The organism is Moryella indoligenes, from assembly GCF_030812885.1.
In the GTDB taxonomy this organism is placed as follows: domain Bacteria; phylum Bacillota; class Clostridia; order Lachnospirales; family Lachnospiraceae; genus Moryella; species Moryella indoligenes.
This window is the reverse complement of the sequence record NZ_JAUSTO010000005.1, coordinates 78,739-98,433: the sequence shown is the minus strand read 5'-3', so window position 1 is coordinate 98,433 and position 19,695 is coordinate 78,739. Positions and strand designations below refer to the sequence as shown.

The following is a 19,695-nucleotide window of genomic DNA, read 5'->3' as shown; positions in this document are numbered from 1 at the left end:
TAGAAGTTTTTTTGACGGCATGGTATCACTCCCGTTCTTTCAGCGCGTCCGTCAGGCGGGCGGCAGAGATGACAGATATCTCCCGGTGAAGGGAGAAGAGAACAATGAAAATGCAGCAGAAGAATGCCAGAACACAGGAGGTAGGGTGGAGGTTTAGTTGAATGTGATAATTGTCCGAGGTCATAAAGCGCTCCAGCAGTCCGCGGACAAGATAGTTTCCGGGCATACCCAGAAGAATACCGAGAAACAGGAGTACCCCCTGCTCTATCAACAGCATCTGTCCGAGCTCCATCTCCGAACATCCCAGCACGCGAAGCGTCGTGAGCTCGGAGATGCGCTCTCTCAGAGTGATGAGAGAGATATTATAGATGAGTATCCCTCCTGCGATGAGAGACATGACTGCGAAGCTGTTGACCATGATGAACATGGAACCCATCATATCCTGATAGGTCTTTACAGACTTTGGCATATCCACGATCCAGCTGATTCTGCCGGCTGAGCGTATATCGGATTTGAGTGAAGCAAAGGCTCCGGGCTTTGCTCTCAATATCAGCTTATTGCAGAGGCGGTCTGTACCGAGCTGATCCGGAAGGGAATCGAGCGCGAGATAGGCTCCGCTCCCGAAGGTCTCCTGTATTACCTGCAGCACAGGGAGCTCGCGGGCCTCGGGGAGAAGACCGGGGATCAGAATGCGTACACGGTCTCCCGCTGAGAGCCTCAGCTTGTCTGCAGTGCGCTGGTTCAGGATGATGCCGCAGCGGGGCGGCGCATGTTCTTTGCCTTCTGCATCAATGATGTGCCAGAGGCGGCTTTTCTCCGGTAGTGCGGTGAGCAGTGCATATTCTGTCAGCGCATCTCGCCGGAAGGCAGCGGGCAGCTGCAGAACCGTTTCGGCCTCTGCGCAGTCTTTGAGCGTCAGGGCTGCGTCTGCTGCCCGCTCCGGGCTCACCGGAGAGTCCAGATGAAGCTGAAGATCGTAGCACTCGATATGCTGAAACTGTTCTCTCAGCATATGATCAACGACTGCGGGATAGGAAAAGAGCACGGAGGCCATGGAAAATGGAAAGGCGACGGCAAGGACGATGAGAAAGCTGCGCAGGGGATTGCGCTGCAGGGAGCGCAGCGCCATGCGGCTTAAGAGAGGCAGTCGCCGGAGCAGGTGTGGCGGGAGGAGAGCATTACCCGCCTTGGCAGGACTCTGCTGACGCATGGCTGCTGCAGGAGCGATGGAAAGTATCCCGTGTGTGCCGCTGAGAACTGCGGCGGTGGAGCTGAATGCAGCGAGCAGGAGCCCATAAAGACGGGGAGTCAGGTAGTCGTGGTACCGGGGATCAGGGAGATTGAAGTAATCACAGTAGAGCCGGAACATGAAGCGGCCGAAAAAACCTGCGAGCAGTCCGCCGAGCAGAGCGCCGCAGACACCGATGAGAAGACCGAGCATGAGATAACCGGAGATGAGTTCGTGGCTGCTGAGTCCGAAGGCCTTCATGGTACCGATGAGTACGCGCTCCTGGTCTATCATTTTTTTGAGAACAATATAGAGCATGAAGACGGAGACCGAGAGAAAGAGCATGGGAAGCATGGTGCCCGTGGCGCGGAGCTCATGGAACTCGTCGTCAACCATCGCGTAACTCGTCTGCTTCGGACGGTCGCAGAGCGATTTCAGACCGTAGGGGGTCAGATGTTCCTGAAGCTCGTGGCGAATATCTTCAAAGCGCACACCGGGAGCGAGAGAGAAGGCAAGCTCCGTGCGCGCGGAGCTGTGCAGCATGGCGCTCATTTTTTCGGGGGAGATCATGGCGATATCGTAGATGGAGCCGTCGGGAATCATGGAGCCGCCGGGCGGCACGGAGTAGATGTAGTCCGGCTGGGAGACCGTTCCGGCGTAGCGGAAGCGGAAGCTCTCTCCGCCGCAGAGCAGGCGCAGCTCAGTTCCGATGGGAAAGCGATAGACCGCGGACATGCGGGGGCCGAGAAAGATATCGTCGGAGCTCTGCATCGGCGCAGAGAGCCGCGGTCGGTTCAGAGTGGCTCCTTCCTCAGAGGAGAGGAGATGTACCGTTACGATATCGTTCAGAGTTTCGGATGCAGGGGCCTCTCCCTCAATGATCCTGAGCTCGGCGGACATCCTTCCGGAGGCAGCAGAGATGCCGGGGATTTCTAAGAGGCGCTGAAGCTCCGCCTCACTGATGCCGCTTACCTCTGCGAAGAGATCGGAGAGCTGCTGCGCGGCGTAGTAGGCGGAGATCTGGTTCTTAAGGTTCAGAAGAGTGTCCTCCATCGCGACCATGACAAAGATGCCCAGCGCGATGATCAGCACAGCACCGAGCAAAGAGCCTCTGTTTTTGACTGCAAGCCGCAGCACATTTTTCTGAAATTGCTTCATAGCATCTACCAGTCGACCGCATCCGGGGAGAGCGGCGTCTCATTTTTTTCGATGCGCTCCAGCATTCCGTCCTTGAAGTAGAAGATGCGATCTGCGATTTTAGCGATATTTGCATTGTGTGTGATCAGTACAACCGGCTTTCCGTATTTTCTGCAGAAGCTGTGAATCAGCCGCAGCACCTGAACGCCGGTTTTGGAGTCGAGTGCGCCGGTCGGCTCGTCACAGAGCAGGAGATCAGGGTTCTTGCAGAGGGCCCTTGCGATGGCGATTCGCTGCTGCTCTCCGCCGGATAGGCGACTGGGGAAGTGGTGTGCGCGGTCTGCGAGTCCGACCTCGGAAAGCAGCTCGGCGGGGCTCAGCGGCGTCTCACTGAGCTCGGCCGCGAGTTCGATATTCTCCAGTGCCGTGAGTCCGGGGAGCAGGTTATAGAACTGAAAGACAAAGCCGATATGCTTTCTGCGGTAGTGGGAGAGCGATGGCTGGTCGCTCCAGTCTACAGGCCTTCCCTGATAGCGGAGTGTACCGGAGCTGGCAGTCTCGATGCCTCCGAGTATATTCATCATGGTGCTCTTGCCGGAGCCGGAGGGGCCCAGTATGACGATGAGCTCCTTTTCTTCCACTGTGAAGGAGACTCCGCGCAGCGCATGGACGCACAGCTCGCCGAGCATATAGTCCTTGGTGATATTCTCCGCACAGAGTACTGTGTTCATAGCACCTCCAGATAGTGGTTAGCCATAGCTATTATGAGTATATCATCTGAGGGCAGGAGCTTCAAGGGAGCAGAGGCTGTGTGTTTTGAATATTTATTTATATATGCCTGATTGTAAGATGTGGGCTATTGTTCCGAATGCAATTAATTCTATAAATTTATATATATACTTGCAATTTTCGTTAAAAATATATAAAAATATATGTGGAGAGTGAGTTGAAAAAGATGATTAAAGGCTACTAACTGATGGGAAGATCATAATGAAGATTGCACGTAAGGATCAGATTATACATTTAGTGACAGAAAACAGAATCGTAAAGGCAAATGAGCTTGCGGAAAAGTTTCAGGTCTCCATGGAGACGATACGCAGAGATCTGGAGCAGCTGGAGAAGGAACAGATTGTGCGCAGGGTACATGGCGGTGCAGTCTTAAATGTAGCGAGCGGGATAGAACCGGACTATTCTTATCGAGAAATTAAAAACTATGAACAGAAAATTATGATAGGAAAAAAGGCGGCAGAGCTGGTAAAAGATGGGGATACGATCATCATTGATATTGGCACTACAACCTTGCAGATGGCGAAGTTTTTGAGGGGGAAAAGCATTACAGTATTTACAAACTCGATCAAATTCGCTCAGGAGCTCATGGATGAGGAGAAGGTTCAGCTTTATCTGCTGGGAGGCAAGGTGAGAAGAGGGGAGGGGTCGACCTCTGGATTTATGGCAGAGGATCATGTGGATCTCCTGTTGGCAGATAAATTGTTTTTGGGTGTGGCGGGACTTGATGAGCGTATGGGAGTGATGGATTTTCATATTGAGGAGTGCAATTTAAGACGGCACTGTGTAAGCCACAGCAAGGAGATCATAGCACTTGCAGATTATTCTAAGGTGGGACAGCGTGCGCTGAATCAGGTTTGCCTTCCTGAAAAGATAGATATATTGATTACGGACGAGCGGGCAGACAAGCAGATATTAAAGCGTCTCAGGGAGCGTGGAGTGGAAACGGTCATTGCCTGAGTGCTTTTTGAAGGCTTAAGGATAGTATAAAATATAGGATTTTATATAAATTCAAAAATATGGATGTGGGATAAATTGTGAATAATATTTATACCCACATTTTTATTTGCAAAAAAATAGTAAAAATGCCTAAAAAAATCCGGGATAGTGGATTTGCACAAAAAACAAATGTGTGATAATGATACGTATACAGATAATACAGTTTAAAAATACCTTAAGAGTGACAGAAAGGAGAAGAGGCATGTCTTTTGATCGAATTTTGATGTGGGTAATGGCGATTGGAATACTAATCGGAGCCGCAGATAAAATCAGCGGTAATCACCTGAAACTCGGAGATAAATTTGATGAAGGCTTTCAGGCAATTGGATCTTTAGCACTGGGGATGGTCGGAATTGTATGTCTTGCACCTGTAATTTCTTCTGCTTTAGGTCCCGTCATTGTTCCGCTGTTTCGCACATTTGGTGCCGATCCGGCTTTGTTTGGATCAATACTGGCGAACGATATGGGAGGGTATACATTGGCAATGGAACTTGCCCAGAGTGAGGAGGCGGGTCTCTTTGCCGGAAATATTGTTGCTTCAATGCTGGGGTGCACATTGGTTTTTTCTATTCCGGTTGGTTTGGGACTGATTGAAAAGGAAGACAGGGAATACTTTTCCAATGGACTGCTGATTGGTCTTATAACCATTCCGATTGGGTGTCTGATCGGTGGTTTGATTGCTGGATTTCAATTACATATGCTTATTATGAATACGCTTCCAGTACTTGTTCTTTCTGCACTGCTTGCACTCGGATTAAAGCTGATTCCAGAAAAAATGATCAAGGGATGTACAATTTTTGGCCAACTGATTACGATTGTAATTTATGTGGGTTTAGCCTGTGCTGCCTTTGAGTTTATAACTGGAATGGTAATCATTCCGGGGATGGCGCCGATTATGGAAGGAATGGAGATTGTGGCTGGAATTGGAATTGTTCTGCTCGGAACTTTTCCTGTGCTTACAATTCTCACAAAGGTTTTGGATAAACCTTTAAATGCCATTGGGCAGAAATTGGGAATGGATGCGACGAGTGCAGCTGGTCTTGTGTTTACTCTGGCAAATTCAGTTCCCGTATATACTATGATGAAAGATATGAAAAAACGAGGGATTATTATTAATACTGCATGGTTGGTTCCTGCAACGGCAGCGCTGGGCGATCACCTTGGATTTACGGCGGGCGTTCAGCCTGGCATGATCACACCTGTTGTGGCAGGCAAGTTATCTGCGGGTGTCGCAGCGATAGCTCTGGGATTTATTATGACAAAAAATATGAAGGAGGCATGAACTATGGGAAAATATTATCTGGGCCTGGATCAGGGGACTACTGGTACGACTGCAATGATTTTTGATGAGAGCTGGAATCCTGTTGCGCGTGGTTATAAAGAACATACACAGTACTATCCTCAACCCGGCTGGGTTGAGCACGATCCCATGGAAATATGGAAGAGCTGTCTGGATACAATTGATCAGGCTGTTCAGCAGGCCGGAATTCATGCCGAAGAGCTGAGCTGCATGGGTCTTGACAATCAGGGTGAGACAGTGATGCTCTGGGATAAAATTTCCGGAATACCGGTGTATAATGCAATTGTGTGGCAGGATCGTCGCACTGCATCAGAAGCAGATAAGCTTGCTGAAAAGCATCAGGACATGATACGTGAGAAGACGGGGCTGGTTATAGATGCCTATTTCAGTGCCACAAAGATCAAGTGGATTCTGGATCACGTGCCAGGTGTCCAAGAAAAGTTGGCGCAGGGGCGTCTGGTGGCCGGAACTCTGGATACATGGATGATATGGAAGCTTACGCATGGAAAAGTTTTTGTAACTGATCAGACAACAGCGTCCAGGACGATGCTGTTTAACATCCATACCGGAGAGTGGGATCAGGAGATTTTGGATGCGGCTGGAATTCCAAGAGAGATACTTCCGGAGGTAAAGGACAGCGCTTATATTTATGGATATACTGATCCATTGGATTTCTTTGGAGCCTCCATTCCAATTTCCGGATCTGTAGTAGATCAGCAGGCGGCATTGTTTGGACAGGCCTGTTTTCAAAAAGGCATGATCAAGACTACGTACGGAACAGGAAGTTTTATGTATATGAATACGGGGGATCAGCTGGTCTATTCAAAGAATGGACTGAATACAGCAATTGCGTGGGGGCTGAACGGAGGAAAGCTCGATTATGCCCTGGATGCAGATATTTATATTGCAGGTGCAGCTGTACAGTGGCTCAGGGATAAACTTAAGATTATTGCTCACGCTGCGGAGACGGAAGAAATCGCAAAATCTGTTCCAGATACCGGAGGTGTATATTTTGTGCCGGCATTTGCAGGACTTGCGGCTCCTCACTGGGATCAGTATGCACGGGGAACGATCGTTGGAATAACAGGTGGAACGACAAGGGAGCAGCTCGTGCGAGCCACACTTGAGAGCATTGCCTATCAGGTGAAAGACAATCTTGATGTCATGGAAAAGGATTCAGGAATTAAAGTTGAAGTAATGCGTGTCGATGGCGGGGCGACGGCAAATGATTTTCTGATGCAGTTCCAGGCAGATATACTGGGGATTCCGGTCGAGGTTCCAGAGATTACGGATACGACGGCACTCGGAGCGGCGTACCTTGCTGCTTATGGAATCAATGAGTTCTCCAGCTTTGATGAGCTGTCTGGAAAATGGAAGCTGCATAAGCGCTTTGAACCAAACATGAGTGAGGAGAGACGTCAGGAGCTGATGCGCCAGTGGCACAGAGCAGTAAAGAGAGCTTTGGCTTGGGCGGAGACTGATAAGGAGGAAGTATAATGAAGACAGATGTCGTGATCATAGGCGCCGGAGCAGTGGGGTGCGCCATTGCCAGGGAGCTTTCCAAGTATCGGGTCAAAGTCACTGTCGTAGATATGAGAGATGATATCGGAGGAAATGCTTCGAAGTCGAACAGTGCAATTATTCATACTGGTTATGATGCAAAGCCCGGGACGCTGGAGTCTCAGCTGGTGGTCGCGGCAAATCCCATGTATGATCAGCTGACAAAGGATCTGGATGTTCCTTTCAAGCGTATTGGTGCTATACTTCCGGCTTTTAATGAAGAACAGTTTGCACAGCTGCCGGCGATCAAGGAGAAGGCTTTTCTGAATCGCGTGTATGATGTAGAATATCTGTCTCGAGAGGAGCTGCTCGAACGTGAGCCGGAATTAAATCCGGAGGTGCTCGGCGGGTTGTATATACCGAGAGAGAGTATCATTGACCCATTTATCTTAGTTCAGGCATTGGCAGAAAATGCCTATGAAAATGGAGTGAATTTTCTTCTAAATACCAAAGTTACAGATATACGGGTCAGAGATGGGGCGGTCCGGGAAGTTGTCACGAGCGGCGGAGTGATAGAGACAGACTTTATAGTGAATGCAGCGGCGTTGTACTGCGATGAGATTGCTGCCATGGTTGGCAAGGCGGATTATAAAGTTGTCGCGCGAAGAGGACAGTTTTATATTCTTGATAAGAATACCAGCTGTAAGGTAAATCACATTGTTCTTCCCATTCCGACAAAGATAACCAAAGGCAAGCTTATGACACCGACAATACATGGCAATATGCTGGTTGGACCGACTGCAGAGGATCTGCAGGACAAGCTGGATGCCTCCACAACGACAGAAGGGCTTGAGAGTATTTATGAAGATGTGAGAAAGATGATTCCGCGGGTCAATGTGCGTGATACAGTCACACAGTACAGCGGACTTCGTCCAAATCGTAATCCCGAGGGTTTGCAGGTGGATGTTTACAATGATCTGAAGGGCTATTTGAATCTCTCCGGTGTGCGTTCTACCGGGCTTACGCTTAGTGTCGCTATGGGGAAATATGCAACAGAAAAGCTTAAGGAAATCGGATGTGAACTGAGACTTAAAGATAACTTTAAAAAGACGAGAAGAGGGATCCCGCGTTTTCACGAGCTGAATACAGAACAGAAAGAAGCCCTGATTCTTGAAAATCCGTTATACGGCAATGTCATCTGTCGCTGCGAGACGATCACGGAGGGAGAGATCCTAGATGCGATACACAGGCCGCTGGGGGCAAAAACTGTGGATGCGGTAAAACGCAGAGTCAGAGCCGGAATGGGACGCTGTCAGGGCGGATTCTGTGGCCCAAAGGTGATAGAGATACTCGCGCGGGAGTGGAAGATTCCCGTGGAGGAAGTCAATAAGAACCTGAAGGGGTCCAATATGGTGGTCGGCAAAAACAAATAAGGTCGTAAGCAGCTTGAACGGAGGAAGCAGATGTATAATTTGAAATGCGATGTTGCGGTAATCGGAGCTGGACCTGCTGGTCTCGCCGCTGCCGCCGCCGCCAAAAAAGAAGGCGCAAAAAGCGTATTAATCATAGAGCGCGATGAAAGTATAGGTGGAATTTTGCAGCAGTGTATTCACCCGGGCTTCGGACTTACATATTTCAAGGAAGAGCTGACGGGACCGGAGTATGCCGGAAGATTTGCAAAAGAGGCCATGGAACTCGGTGTAGAGTTTCTGATGAATTCCATGGTGCTCGAGGTGAATGAAAAGAGCGGCTGTGTGCTGTGTACAAGCCGTGAGCACGGTATAACAACGGTGCAGGCGGGGAGTATTGTTCTTGCTATGGGTTGTCGGGAGAGAACCAGAGCGATGATTCAGATCCCCGGCTCCCGTCCCGCAGGCATTTATACAGCGGGAACTGCCCAGAGGTTGATAAACCGCCAGAATGAGATGGTAGGCAGGAAGATTGTGATACTTGGTTCAGGGGATATCGGAATGATTATGGCTCGCCGTATGACGCTCGAGGGGGCAGAGGTACTGGCGGTCATTGAGTTAATGGATTATTTGGCGGGACTTACGCGCAATAAGGTGCAGTGTCTGGATGATTTTGGTATTCCGCTCTATTTATCTCATACAATCACAAAGATTGAAGGTTATCAGAGAGTGGAAGGGATATATTATGCCGCAGTGGGGGAGGATAAGAAGCCGATTCCGGAGACGGAAAAATATATTGCCTGCGATACTTTGCTACTTTCTGTAGGATTGATTCCGGAGAATGAGCTGACCAGAACCGCAGGAATCCAGATCAATCCAGTTACAAATGGACCCGAAGTGAATCAGTATATGCAGACCTCGGCAGAGCGGGTCTTTGCCTGCGGTAATGTAGTGCATGTCAATGATCTGGCAGATAATGTAAGTGAGGAGAGTATCAGAGCCGGGCAATATGCAGCACGCTATGTACAGGGGAGACTGCCAAAAGAGGAAAAAAAGATTCGCTGCGAAACGGGTGAAAATGTTCGCTATATTTGTCCTCAGAGTCTCAGTGCAAGCGGAGAGAATGAAAAGGTCAGCCTGTACTTCCGGGTGCGGGAGCCGGAGTTTGGAGTGAAGATTGTTGCGCATTCCGGAGCAAAGCTTTTGGCTTCTAAAAAACGCCAGAGAGTGAATCCGGGGGAGATGGAACATCTTGAGCTGAACTTGAGCGAAATTGAAAACGATACTGTCAAAATAAGTATCGTCAGGGAGGCTGGATAAGCATGAAAAAAGATATTATCTGTACAGTATGTCCACTGGGTTGTCATATTGCAGTGGAAGGAGAGGGAGAAAAGATTATATCAATGGAAGGGTATGGCTGTGCCAGAGGGAAGCAGTATGCAACGACAGAATTTTCTCATCCGGTGCGCATACTGACTTCCACAATTCGGACTGACAGTGATAGAATTCCGTTGATTCCTGTAAGAAGTTCAGAGCCACTACCAAAAGAAATGTTGATGAATTGTATGGTGGAGATTCGTAAGTGCAGAGTGCATTTGCCGATTCGTAGCCATGAGATATTAATTTCAGATATTTGTAATACGGGTATTGATATAATAGCAACAGCAGATATAAGCTAAACCTTTACACAATCACAATCTGCTGTTCATAGAGGTTGGGAGAGCTGATTCTGCTCTGCTCAAATAAAAGCAAATTCTGTAGTGCGGCGGGTGTGCCCAGAAGCTGTGGCGCATCTGCCGCCTTACTTATGGTGGGAAGGGAGCTGGGATCCTTTAATCGATAAACTTGCAGATTTCACATTTCCTTTTATATAATGGCGAGAGATTTCATCTGTTGCTCGAATATTGAGGTCAGGGGGTAGGGGTGATGCTGAAGCTTCGCACAAAAATTGCAATGCTGGTGTGCAGTGTGGTTGCAGCTATTTTATTACTGAATCATTATCCGGTTTCCATGAATCTGAGGCAGACTGTGGCGCAGACGAGTGGCTCGGCCCTCCTGGATCTGACACAGCAGTTTGCGGACTCAGAGGAGCTGAGGCTGGCGATACAAAGCGCTGACAGAGCACGACTTGCCCAGCTCGCAGCACGCCTGGAATCCTGCACAAACTGCTCCGGGCTCGCTGTCTTGTCTGAAGATGGCGGCCTTTTGTATAATTCACAGCAGGACGGTATTGAAACGGAAATTCTCCAGGAGAGAAAAATAATTTCGGAGGCGCGGGGGTATTGTCTGCTGAATCCCGACAAAAAGAACGCTGCGCTCTATGCAGAAAGTGTTATTTCGGATGGAGTCGGAGGAAGTGTCGGAATTGTCGTCGCAAAGCTAAAATATAGTCATAATCAGGAGGGACTTCAAAAGGCGCAGAGAGAGCTGAATGCTATGACGATACTGGTTATGCTGATTGCGCTGCTTTTTGTCTGGGATCTCACGGATCGTATCAAGGGGACGCTGCTTAATCTGGAGCCTGCTGAGATTGCCAAGCTCCTTGTAGAGCGAACTGCTCTGCTCGATGCAGTTCGTGACGGAATACTGACTGTGGATGAGAGCGGAAACATTGTCCATGCAAATAGGAGAGCGCATCAGATGTTTTTTCGCGGCAGCTACCACAAGGCCGATATGACGGAGGATCCTATATCCGATGGCAGTGCTGCCGCAGAGCAACATAGCGAGCCGGCGAAGTTTTCCGACCTCTTTCGGGATATTCCTTTTGAGAATATGCTCCTTCGTAAGGAGTCGCTCTTTGACTACGAATGCAGAGTTGGGGGAGATAGCTGTTATGTGAATTTTATTCCGATTGAGGTGGATGGCTCGCCGCAGAGGAGTCTTCTCATCACCTGCCGCCCCAAGCAGGAGCTGCTGCGCTTTGCGGAGGATATCACCGGAGTGCGCAGCTATGTAGAGGCATTGCGTGCACAGATGCATGAATTTAATAACAAGCTACAGGTGGTCTCCGGTTTGGTGCATGAACAGCAATATGAGGAACTTAAGGAATATATAGATGGTCTGATTCATCTGAAGCAGCGAGAAAAGGAGTGTATCAACGGCAGAATCAAGGATCCTATCCTTTCAGCTTTTCTGCTCAGTAAATTTGATCGGGCAGCAGAGCAGAAGGTGGATCTTATTCTGACGGGACGCTCTGGCTGCGGAAGGATAGAAAACGACGCGCTTGTGCAGGATATCGTTGTGATAAGTGGGAATCTCCTGGAAAATGCCTTTGATGCGACACAGGGCTGTGCCATGCGGACAGTGACAATGGAACTTATTGAGCGGCAGAATGATATCATGATTTCGGTGTGGAACTCCGGAAATCCGATTGATGAGGGACTGATAGAGCACATTTTTGAGTATGGTGTAAGCAATAAAGTAAATGGAAATGGGATTGGCCTGTATCTTGTGCAGAAGGCCTGTGCGCGGCACAGCGGCTATGTGACGGTATCCAGCGACCCACAGTCCGGTACAGAATTTGTAGCACATATTTCAAAGGATGTGTAGCAGAAGCAGAAAGACAGGAGGATGGGAATGTATCAGGTACTGATTGTAGAGGACGATCCTCAGGTGGCGCGTATCACAGAGGAATTTCTGAGACAGAGCGGCTATGGTATTGCCGGAATTGCGGGAAATACAGAGGAAGCGCTCAGTTGTCTCAGACAGAATAAGGTTCAGCTTGTGTTGTTGGATATCTATCTTCCGGGGGCTTCCGGGCTTGAGGTACTGAGGAAGCTCCGCACGGAACAGGCTAAAATTGAGGCGATTATAATTTCCGCGGCAAAAGATGGGGAGAGGATACGCGAGGCCTTCAGTATGGGCTGTGTCGATTATATTATAAAGCCCTTTACTTACACGAGACTCACGGAAGCGCTCTATAAATTTAAGGAGCGCTGTGAGCTGCTGGGAAAGCTGTCTCTTGAGCAGAGTGAGGTGGATCGTTTGTCCGGGCAGAACCGGGGCGAAACGGATATGGTGGAGCTATCTCTTCCAAAGGGGATTGACAGGAATACATTGCAGCGGATTGCAGAGGAGCTGATCGGCAGAACAGAGGCATTCTGTGTACAGGAATTGGCAGAGCGGATGGAATTTTCCAGAGTTTCCGTGAAGAAGTATCTGGATTTTCTTACAAAAGAAAAGATTCTTAAGAAGACTTACATTTATGGAAGTGTCGGGCGGCCGCTGAATGAGTACAGAGTCATAAGAGAGCCTGCTGAACTGCGGCGTCTGACACAGATTAAGGCACTGGATCCCGCTTAAATTATTTACATAATTCACTCTTTATTTACAAAAGCAGAAGGAAGGCACAACAGCAGCTATACTGACAGACGGAGATGGGCTGCTCCAGTAAACAGAAGGGAGCTTTTGATGTTACATTTTGAACAGGCTTGTGAGCGCTTGTTCTCGCTGAAGAAAAATAACAGCTCAGTGCGAACGGAGGTGCTGGCAGGTATTACAACCTTTGCTACCATGTCCTATGTACTGGCAGCGGTTCCCAATATGCTCAGTGGTGCAGGACTTCCGAAGGGGGCCATCCTGACCATGCTCATTCTAATGATTGCAGCCTGCAGCATAGCGATGGCACTGTACACAAATCGCCCTTTTGCGTTGGCGCCAGGAATGAGTTCTGTTGCAGTGATAGGATCTACCATCAGAGAGGTTGGAATTCCGGTTGATGTTGCTTTTGGTCTGGTTTTCCTGAGTGGAATGATCTTCTGTTTTATCACCTTTATAGGCCTCAGAGAGTTGGTAGTGAATGCCATTCCGGCAAATGTCAAGATCTCAATCAGCGCGGGTATAGGGCTCTTCATTGCTTTGATCGGTCTGAAGGCAGGAGATGTTGTTGTGACGGGAGGAAACGGATCTCTGAGTTTTGGAGATCTGAATTCTCCTAAATGTTTTCTTTTTGCGATCGGCTTTGTAGTACTGCTGATATTGGAGGCAAGACGTTTTCGCGGAAGCATGATTGTCTCCATACTGGTTGTCACATTGTTGGCCATTCCGTTGAATCAGACCGTGGTTCCGGACAGCATGTTTCAGTTGCCTGTGAGCCCGGCTCCTATCTTGTTTCGTATCAATATTCTTGGGGCATTGAAGCCGGAGTATTTCCCCTGGCTTATCACTTTCTTTGTCCCGGATTTTTTCGGAACGATGGGCATCATTCTTGGCGTCGCCAATCGGGGAGGCTGGCTGGATGAACAGGGAAATATGCCGGGAATCGAGCGCTGCTTTAAAGTGGATTCAGTATCCACTGTGACTGGAAGCTTCTGCTGTATGCCGGTTATGACGACTTATTTGGAGTCCGCAAGCGGCGTGGAGGATGGAGGCAGAACCGGTCTTACATCGCTTACGACCAGCATCCTCTTTGTGTTGATGCTACTCTTTACGCCATTGGCGCTTATGATTCCCGCAGTGGCGACAGGACCTGTCCTGACCTTTATCGGCCTTCAGATGCTGGGGTCAATGAAAAATATAAATTATGAGGATATTTCAGAAGCGGTTCCGGCATTTATCGCAGTTGCAATGACAATATTTACTAATAATATAGCCAATGGTCTCTCGCTTTCTGTATTGTCTTATGTGATATTGAAGCTGGCGTCGGGAAAGCGAAGGGAGCTGCACCCTGCGATGTACAGTCTGGCTGCATTTCTTGTCTATTATCTTTCAACTCTGTTGTAGCAGGGATAAAGATGGCAGTTTTCCTGTGTTCTCATAGCGCGCAGAGAAGATAGGATTGTTGTAATATGATATAGAAATAGAAAAGGAAGGGGAATTTATGAGTTCATTCAGCAGCAGTCTTGAACAAAGATTTCAATTGAGTCAGAATAATACGAATATTCGTACGGAAATACTGGCTGGTATCACGACCTTTGCCACTATGTCTTACGTATTGGCGACCATTCCCAATATGCTGGAGAAGGCCGGACTCATGCGCGGTGCAGTGCTTACAGCACTCATACTGGCAATCGTTGTATGCAGCGTGGTGATGGCGCTTTATACGAACCGTCCGTTTTGCCTGGCACCCGGTATGAGCTCGGTTGCAATACTGAGCTCAATTGATTCGATCGGAATGCCGGTAGAGACAGCATTCGGATTGATCTTTATTGAAGGTGTGATCTTCGTTATTATTTCATTTGCCGGACTCCGGAATATTATTGCAACTGCGATTCCTGCAAGTATTAAGATCGCTTTAAGTGGTGGGATTGGACTTTATATTGCCCTGATCGGATTGAAGTCAGGTGGAATTGTTGTGTCAAGTGAGAAGAACACGCTGATTTTTGGTGATCTCAGTACAGCGAAGGCCCTGATGTTCGGAATTGGATTTCTGCTGGTTCTGATCTTTGAAGCAAAAAAAATCAAGGGCAGTATGATCCTGTCTATTATTATTGTGACATTAATCGGGATCCCACTGGGAGTCACCAAGCTTCCAACCAGTTTACTGAACCCGCCGTCCGGTATCGGGCCGGTCAGTTTTCGTATTGATGTGCTGAGTGCCTTAAAACCACAGTATTTTCCGTGGCTGCTTACTTTCTTTGTTCCGGATTTCTTTGGAACGATGGGAATCATACTTGGCGTTGCCAATCAGGCTGGCTGGCTCGATGAGAATGGAGACATGCCGGGTATTGAGAAGTGCTTTAAGGTGGATTCTCTCTCAACTGTACTGGGAAGCTTCTTCTGCATGCCGGTTATGACTACTTATCTTGAGTCTGCGAGCGGCGTAGAGGATGGTGGACGTACAGGACTCACTGCGATTACAAGCAGTATCCTGTTTGCACTGATGATTCTTTTTACACCTCTGGCACTCATGGTTCCGGGAGTGGCAACCGGTCCGGTACTCACTATTATCGGTTTTCAGATGTTGAGCTCTATGAGAAGCGTGGATTACAGTGATAAGACAGAGTGCCTTCCGGCGTTTATTGCAGTTGCCATGACCATACTGACCTATAATATCGCAAATGGTATGGCGCTTTCTATTGTTTCATACCTGATTATGAAGCTTGCGGCAGGAAAATCAAAGGATATTCCGGCTCCGATGTATGCGGTTGGTGTCTGCATGCTGTTTTATCTTTATACTCTGATTTAAGCGCAGGTACCGCAACAGCAGATATAGGCTGAGTCTTCACACAATCACAATCTGCTGTTCATAGAGCCTGGGAGAGCTGATTCTGCTCTGCTCAAATAAAAGTGAATTCCAGAGTGCGGCGGCGTGTGCCTCCGCCTGAAGGAGAGAGAGTGCGGCGGGTGTGCTAAGGAGCTGTGGCGCATCTGCCGCCTTACTTATGATAGGAATGGAGGAGTGCTCTTTCAGTGCGGAGAGCAGTTCGGCGGAATCTCTGCGAAAACCGAGAAGACGGGCATAGGGGGCAGAACTGCAGCTTTTCCAGAGCTGCATCTGCTCCTTTGTTATGCCAAGAAAAATATGGGTCAGAGCCCGCGCAATGCGTGTGTGCGTATATTGGCGCGTCTTCAGAGCATTGACCAGCGTCTCGTAGCTCTCATACTGTAATCTGCTCTTGGCAATGCGGGCGGCCAGTTCTCCAGAGACATCTGCAAAGTCGGAGAGCGCGCGGCCTTCATAGAGCAGATTCAGAATACGGCGCTCCAGAGCGGCGCAGAGTCTGTCGGGAGAAAGCGGGGGGACTGTGGAGAAGAGCTCACAGGCCTCCTGCGGCATATAGTCGCTGAGAGCGGAAACGGAGCTGCCTTGAAGGAGCTGTCCTCGCAGCGCTGTGGCGGAGGCAAAATCTCCGTGGAGAACAGGATCATGATAGCCGGAGCCTTTTCGCTCCACGCAGCAGAGCTGAAGCTCCGATGAGAGGGTGCGGATCGCATGGGCGTACTCGAGAGCCAGTATATTGTTTGGCTGCATGAGCAGCTCCTTTGTGCGGAGCAGCAGCTCAGGAGCTGCACCGGCAGAGCGGAGATCGTCGAGGATTGCTGCGAGACGCGCCTCCGGGAAGCTGAGACCGTCCTTCAAGCTGCACTGAAGGCTGTGCTGAAAGATGGGAGACTCCTCGCTGATACAGTCGGTGAGCAGAGAGAGCTCTGCCGAAGAAGCATCCTCTGTGCCGCAGGAGAGCTGCTGAATGCCGAGAGAAGAGAGGAGCGAGACCGCGAAGCGAGCATAATCCCGGGCAGAGGCGGAGGAAAAGGGGGAGGGAAGCTCAAATACAGCATCTGCACCGCAGCGCAGCGCCGCCTCGGCGCGCAGTCTGCTGCTGTAGATGGCCGGCATGCCCCGCTGCACAAAGTGCCCGCTCAGCACTACAACGCAGTAGGAAGCACCTGTCATGGCGCGTGCATTGCGCATCTGGTAGAGGTGTCCGTTATGGAAAGGATGATACTCGGCAATAATACCCACAATTTCAGCAAGATTCATCATAAAAACCTCCTGTACTGTCAAAAATACAGATATACAGCTTGTATATGTTTGCGCTTGTGGACTATAATCGGAATCAACAGGCATTTCAATGGCGATTATATAATTGAAAGGGGAAACAGACAATGAATATTCTGGTGATGAACTGCGGAAGTTCTTCTCTGAAGTATCAGCTGATCGATATGGAGAATGAGCGTGTGCTTGCAAAGGGCCTCTGCGAGAGAATCGGAATCGAGGGATCCCTGCTGACCCACACACCCGCAGGCGGCGAGAAGATGAAATTTCCGGCTCCGATGCCAAGTCATAAGGAAGCCATCCGGATGGTTCTGGATGCTCTGATCAATCCGAACCACGGCGTAATCAAAAGTGCGGAGGAGATCTCTGCGATTGGTCATCGCGTGGTGCATGGCGGAACCTACTACAGTGAGTCGGTTCTGATCGATGAGAGCGTGAAGCAGGCGATTCGCGACTGCTTCGACCTCGCGCCGCTTCATAACCCGGCAAATCTCATGGGGATCGAGGCCTGCGAGGCTGCGATGCCGGGCAAGCCGAATGTCGCAGTGTTTGATACAGCCTTTGGTATGAGTATGGCGGAAAAGGTCTATCTCTATGCGCTTCCCTATGAATACTATGAGAAATATAAGCTGCGCCGCTACGGCTTCCACGGAACCAGTCACGGTTTTGTATCCAGTGAGGCCATCAAGTTCGGCGGACTGGACCCGAAGAACGCAAAAGTGATCGTGTGCCATCTCGGAAACGGCGCTTCAGTCTCTGCCTCCATCGGCGGAAAGTGCGTCGATACTTCGATGGGACTCACTCCGCTCGAGGGACTGATCATGGGAACCCGCTCCGGAGATCTGGATCCGGCCATCCTTCAGTTTATCTGCAAGCATGAGAACCTGAGCATTGATGAGATGCTGAATGTGCTGAATAAGAAGTCCGGCGTGCTTGGTCTGTCCGGCGGCGTGTCCAGTGACTTCCGTGATATTGATGATGCGGCAAATGCAGGCAACCAGCGGGCGGCTGTCGCATTGCAGGCGTATACCTATCGCGTTGCGAAATACATCGGCGCCTATGTGGCGGCGATGAATGGTGTGGATGCGATTGCCTTTACTGCAGGTGTCGGTGAAAACGATGCGACCATGAGGAAGAATATCTGCTCCTATCTGGGTTATCTCGGCGTTGAGATTGATGACGAAAGGAATCATGTGCGTGGAGAGCTGAGACTTATTTCCGCAGACAGCTCAAAGGTCAAGGTGTTCCTGCTTCCGACCAATGAGGAACTTGCAATTGCCAGAGATACGCTTCGTCTCGCAGGGAAATAAACTGTTTTCAGGACGGAAAAAATTTAAAACAGGCTCAGAGGCCAAAGAGACCGGCATTCTGCCGACACAGAAAGACGAGGATGAGATATGTATACATTTGGAACTATGATTCACCAGCTGAAGGAGAACCCGAAGACCATTGTTTTTACAGAGGGCACCGATGCAAGAATACTTGAGGCGGCTTCCCGTCTGCTTGCAGGTAATTTTCTGACTCCCATTTTACTCGGCAGCAAGGAGGCCGTGGAAGAGGCGGCGGAGACAGAGGGATACAACATCCGGGGGGCACAGATCATAGATCCGGAGAAGTTCGATCGCTTTGAAGAGATGGTGGAGCTCTTCTGTGAGATCAGAAAGAGCAAGGGCATGACCCCGGAGCAGGCCAGAAAGATCTTAAAGAGCGGAAACTACTTCGGTACGATGCTCGTGAAGATGGGAATCGGAGACTGCCTGCTGGGAGGCGCGACCTATTCTACAGCAGATACCGTGCGTCCTGCCCTGCAGATCATCAAGACCAAGCCGGACAACAAGATCGTGTCTTCCTGCTTTATTCTGGTTCGTCCCTCTGCAACGGGTGACAATGAAGTGCTTGCCATGGCGGACTGCGCGATCAATATCAAGCCGACGGAGGATGAGCTGGTTGAGATCTGCGGTGAGACTGTGGCCTGCGCAAAGGTCTTCGGCGTCGATCCCAAGGTTGCATTCCTGAGCTATTCCACCTTTGGTTCCGGAAGCGGAGAGGACGTCGATAAGATGCACAACGCCTGTGCGAAGGCAAAGGAGCGCTACAAGGATATTCCGATCGACGGAGAGCTTCAGTTTGATGCGGCTGTGTCCCCGACAGTTGCGCGTACCAAGTGCCCGGATTCTCCGGTTGCGGGTTACGCAAACACCTTCATCTTCCCGGACATCAATGCGGGAAATATCGGCTACAAGATCGCCCAGAGAATGGGAGGCTTTGAGGCCTACGGCCCGATTCTGCTCGGACTGAATGCCCAGATCAATGATTTGTCACGTGGCTGCAATGCACTGGAGGTCTACTCCATGGCGATCATCACTGCAGCGCTGGCATAAACGCCGCCAAAAAGAACTTCGCCCGTGAAGCTCCGGCGCGCGAGCGGGATTACGCTGCAATCAGTAATAAAATGGTTGACAAATAATAGCTGCCCTTTTATAATACCTACTGTTATGCCGATTCAGAAATTACACGGTGTAATGCCGTTAGACGTAATGAAGTAAGGAGGTGTTTCAGGATGTCGATTTGTCCGAAGAATAAATCTTCCAAGGCTCACAGAGATAAGAGAAGAGCCAACTGGAAGATGGGCGCAATGAACCTCGTAAAGTGCCCGAAGTGCGGCGAGCTCATGATGCCGCATCGTGTCTGCAAGAACTGCGGAACGTACAACAAAAAGGAGATCGTTAAAGTCGGTGACTGAGACAGACCTTCCGAATGAGATTTTCAGACCCCGGAGCGTTTGCTCCGGGGTCTTATCGAATCAGCGGATAGGATCTCTGAGAACTGGATTCCCGGAAAGCGGGATTATCAGGAAACGGATTAGAAAAAGTGGATGTATACGGGCAAACGTAGTCGT

Annotated in this window: 16 protein-coding genes; 13 read left to right on the top strand and 3 right to left on the bottom strand. The window is 49.6% G+C overall.

Going from position 1 to position 19,695, the window contains the following annotated elements:
• Positions 1-25: 25 nt before the first annotated feature.
• Together J2S20_RS05335 and J2S20_RS05330 are read right to left on the bottom strand one after the other, a co-directional pair.
• Entirely contained in the window at positions 26-2,386 is a 2,361-nt protein-coding gene (locus tag J2S20_RS05335) for an ABC transporter permease (RefSeq protein WP_106611948.1), read from the bottom strand.
• A gap of 5 nt (positions 2,387-2,391) precedes the next feature.
• A complete protein-coding gene (locus tag J2S20_RS05330; RefSeq protein WP_106611947.1) occupies positions 2,392-3,096 on the bottom strand; it encodes an ABC transporter ATP-binding protein in 705 nt (234 codons plus the stop codon).
• Between the two features lie 259 nt (positions 3,097-3,355).
• On the opposite strand from J2S20_RS05330, the gene J2S20_RS05325 reads away from it, so the two are divergent.
• From J2S20_RS05325 to J2S20_RS05280, 10 genes are all read left to right on the top strand, one after another.
• Positions 3,356-4,111, top strand: coding sequence for a DeoR/GlpR family DNA-binding transcription regulator (locus tag J2S20_RS05325; RefSeq protein WP_106611946.1), 756 nt, complete (start codon positions 3,356-3,358; stop codon positions 4,109-4,111).
• A gap of 241 nt (positions 4,112-4,352) precedes the next feature.
• Positions 4,353-5,432: an ethanolamine utilization protein EutH gene (locus tag J2S20_RS05320; protein ID WP_174901023.1), complete on the top strand. Its 1,080-nt coding sequence runs from the start codon at positions 4,353-4,355 to the stop codon at positions 5,430-5,432.
• A gap of 3 nt (positions 5,433-5,435) precedes the next feature.
• Entirely contained in the window at positions 5,436-6,947 is a 1,512-nt protein-coding gene (glpK, locus tag J2S20_RS05315; RefSeq protein ID WP_174901022.1) for a glycerol kinase GlpK, read from the top strand.
• The gene (locus J2S20_RS05310) at positions 6,947-8,383 is read left to right on the top strand and encodes an NAD(P)/FAD-dependent oxidoreductase (RefSeq protein ID WP_211292181.1); all 1,437 of its coding nucleotides are present in this window, start codon (positions 6,947-6,949) and stop codon (positions 8,381-8,383) included. The genes glpK and J2S20_RS05310 overlap by 1 nt, the downstream gene beginning before the upstream one ends.
• A 30-nt stretch (positions 8,384-8,413) precedes the next feature.
• On the top strand, positions 8,414-9,679 hold the full coding sequence (locus J2S20_RS05305; protein WP_106611944.1) for an NAD(P)/FAD-dependent oxidoreductase: 1,266 nt from the start codon (positions 8,414-8,416) through the stop codon (positions 9,677-9,679).
• A gap of 2 nt (positions 9,680-9,681) precedes the next feature.
• On the top strand, positions 9,682-10,038 hold the full coding sequence (locus J2S20_RS05300) for a DUF1667 domain-containing protein (RefSeq protein ID WP_106611943.1): 357 nt from the start codon (positions 9,682-9,684) through the stop codon (positions 10,036-10,038).
• 247 nt (positions 10,039-10,285) lie between these two features.
• On the top strand, positions 10,286-11,908 hold the full coding sequence (locus J2S20_RS05295) for an ATP-binding protein (protein WP_307253986.1): 1,623 nt from the start codon (positions 10,286-10,288) through the stop codon (positions 11,906-11,908).
• A 27-nt stretch (positions 11,909-11,935) separates the two neighbouring features.
• The gene (locus tag J2S20_RS05290; protein ID WP_106611941.1) at positions 11,936-12,661 is read left to right on the top strand and encodes a response regulator; all 726 of its coding nucleotides are present in this window, start codon (positions 11,936-11,938) and stop codon (positions 12,659-12,661) included.
• 108 nt (positions 12,662-12,769) lie between these two features.
• The gene (locus J2S20_RS05285; protein WP_106611940.1) at positions 12,770-14,080 is read left to right on the top strand and encodes an NCS2 family permease; all 1,311 of its coding nucleotides are present in this window, start codon (positions 12,770-12,772) and stop codon (positions 14,078-14,080) included.
• 97 nt (positions 14,081-14,177) lie between these two features.
• A complete protein-coding gene (locus J2S20_RS05280) occupies positions 14,178-15,485 on the top strand; it encodes an NCS2 family permease (protein WP_106611939.1) in 1,308 nt (435 codons plus the stop codon).
• Positions 15,486-15,521: 36 nt separating this feature from the next.
• On the opposite strand, the gene J2S20_RS05275 is transcribed toward J2S20_RS05280, so the two are convergent.
• Positions 15,522-16,784, bottom strand: a complete 1,263-nt coding sequence (locus J2S20_RS05275; RefSeq protein ID WP_170065369.1) for a tRNA(Met) cytidine acetate ligase — start codon at positions 16,782-16,784, stop codon at positions 15,522-15,524.
• A 122-nt stretch (positions 16,785-16,906) separates the two neighbouring features.
• Between J2S20_RS05275 and J2S20_RS05270 the strand changes: the two genes are divergently transcribed.
• From J2S20_RS05270 to rpmF, 3 genes are all read left to right on the top strand, one after another.
• Entirely contained in the window at positions 16,907-18,106 is a 1,200-nt protein-coding gene (locus J2S20_RS05270) for an acetate/propionate family kinase (RefSeq protein ID WP_106611937.1), read from the top strand.
• A gap of 87 nt (positions 18,107-18,193) precedes the next feature.
• Entirely contained in the window at positions 18,194-19,177 is a 984-nt protein-coding gene (gene pta, locus J2S20_RS05265; RefSeq protein ID WP_106611936.1) for a phosphate acetyltransferase, read from the top strand.
• 179 nt (positions 19,178-19,356) lie between these two features.
• The gene (gene rpmF / locus J2S20_RS05260; protein ID WP_106611935.1) at positions 19,357-19,539 is read left to right on the top strand and encodes a 50S ribosomal protein L32; all 183 of its coding nucleotides are present in this window, start codon (positions 19,357-19,359) and stop codon (positions 19,537-19,539) included.
• The last annotated feature ends 156 nt before the right edge of the window (positions 19,540-19,695 follow it).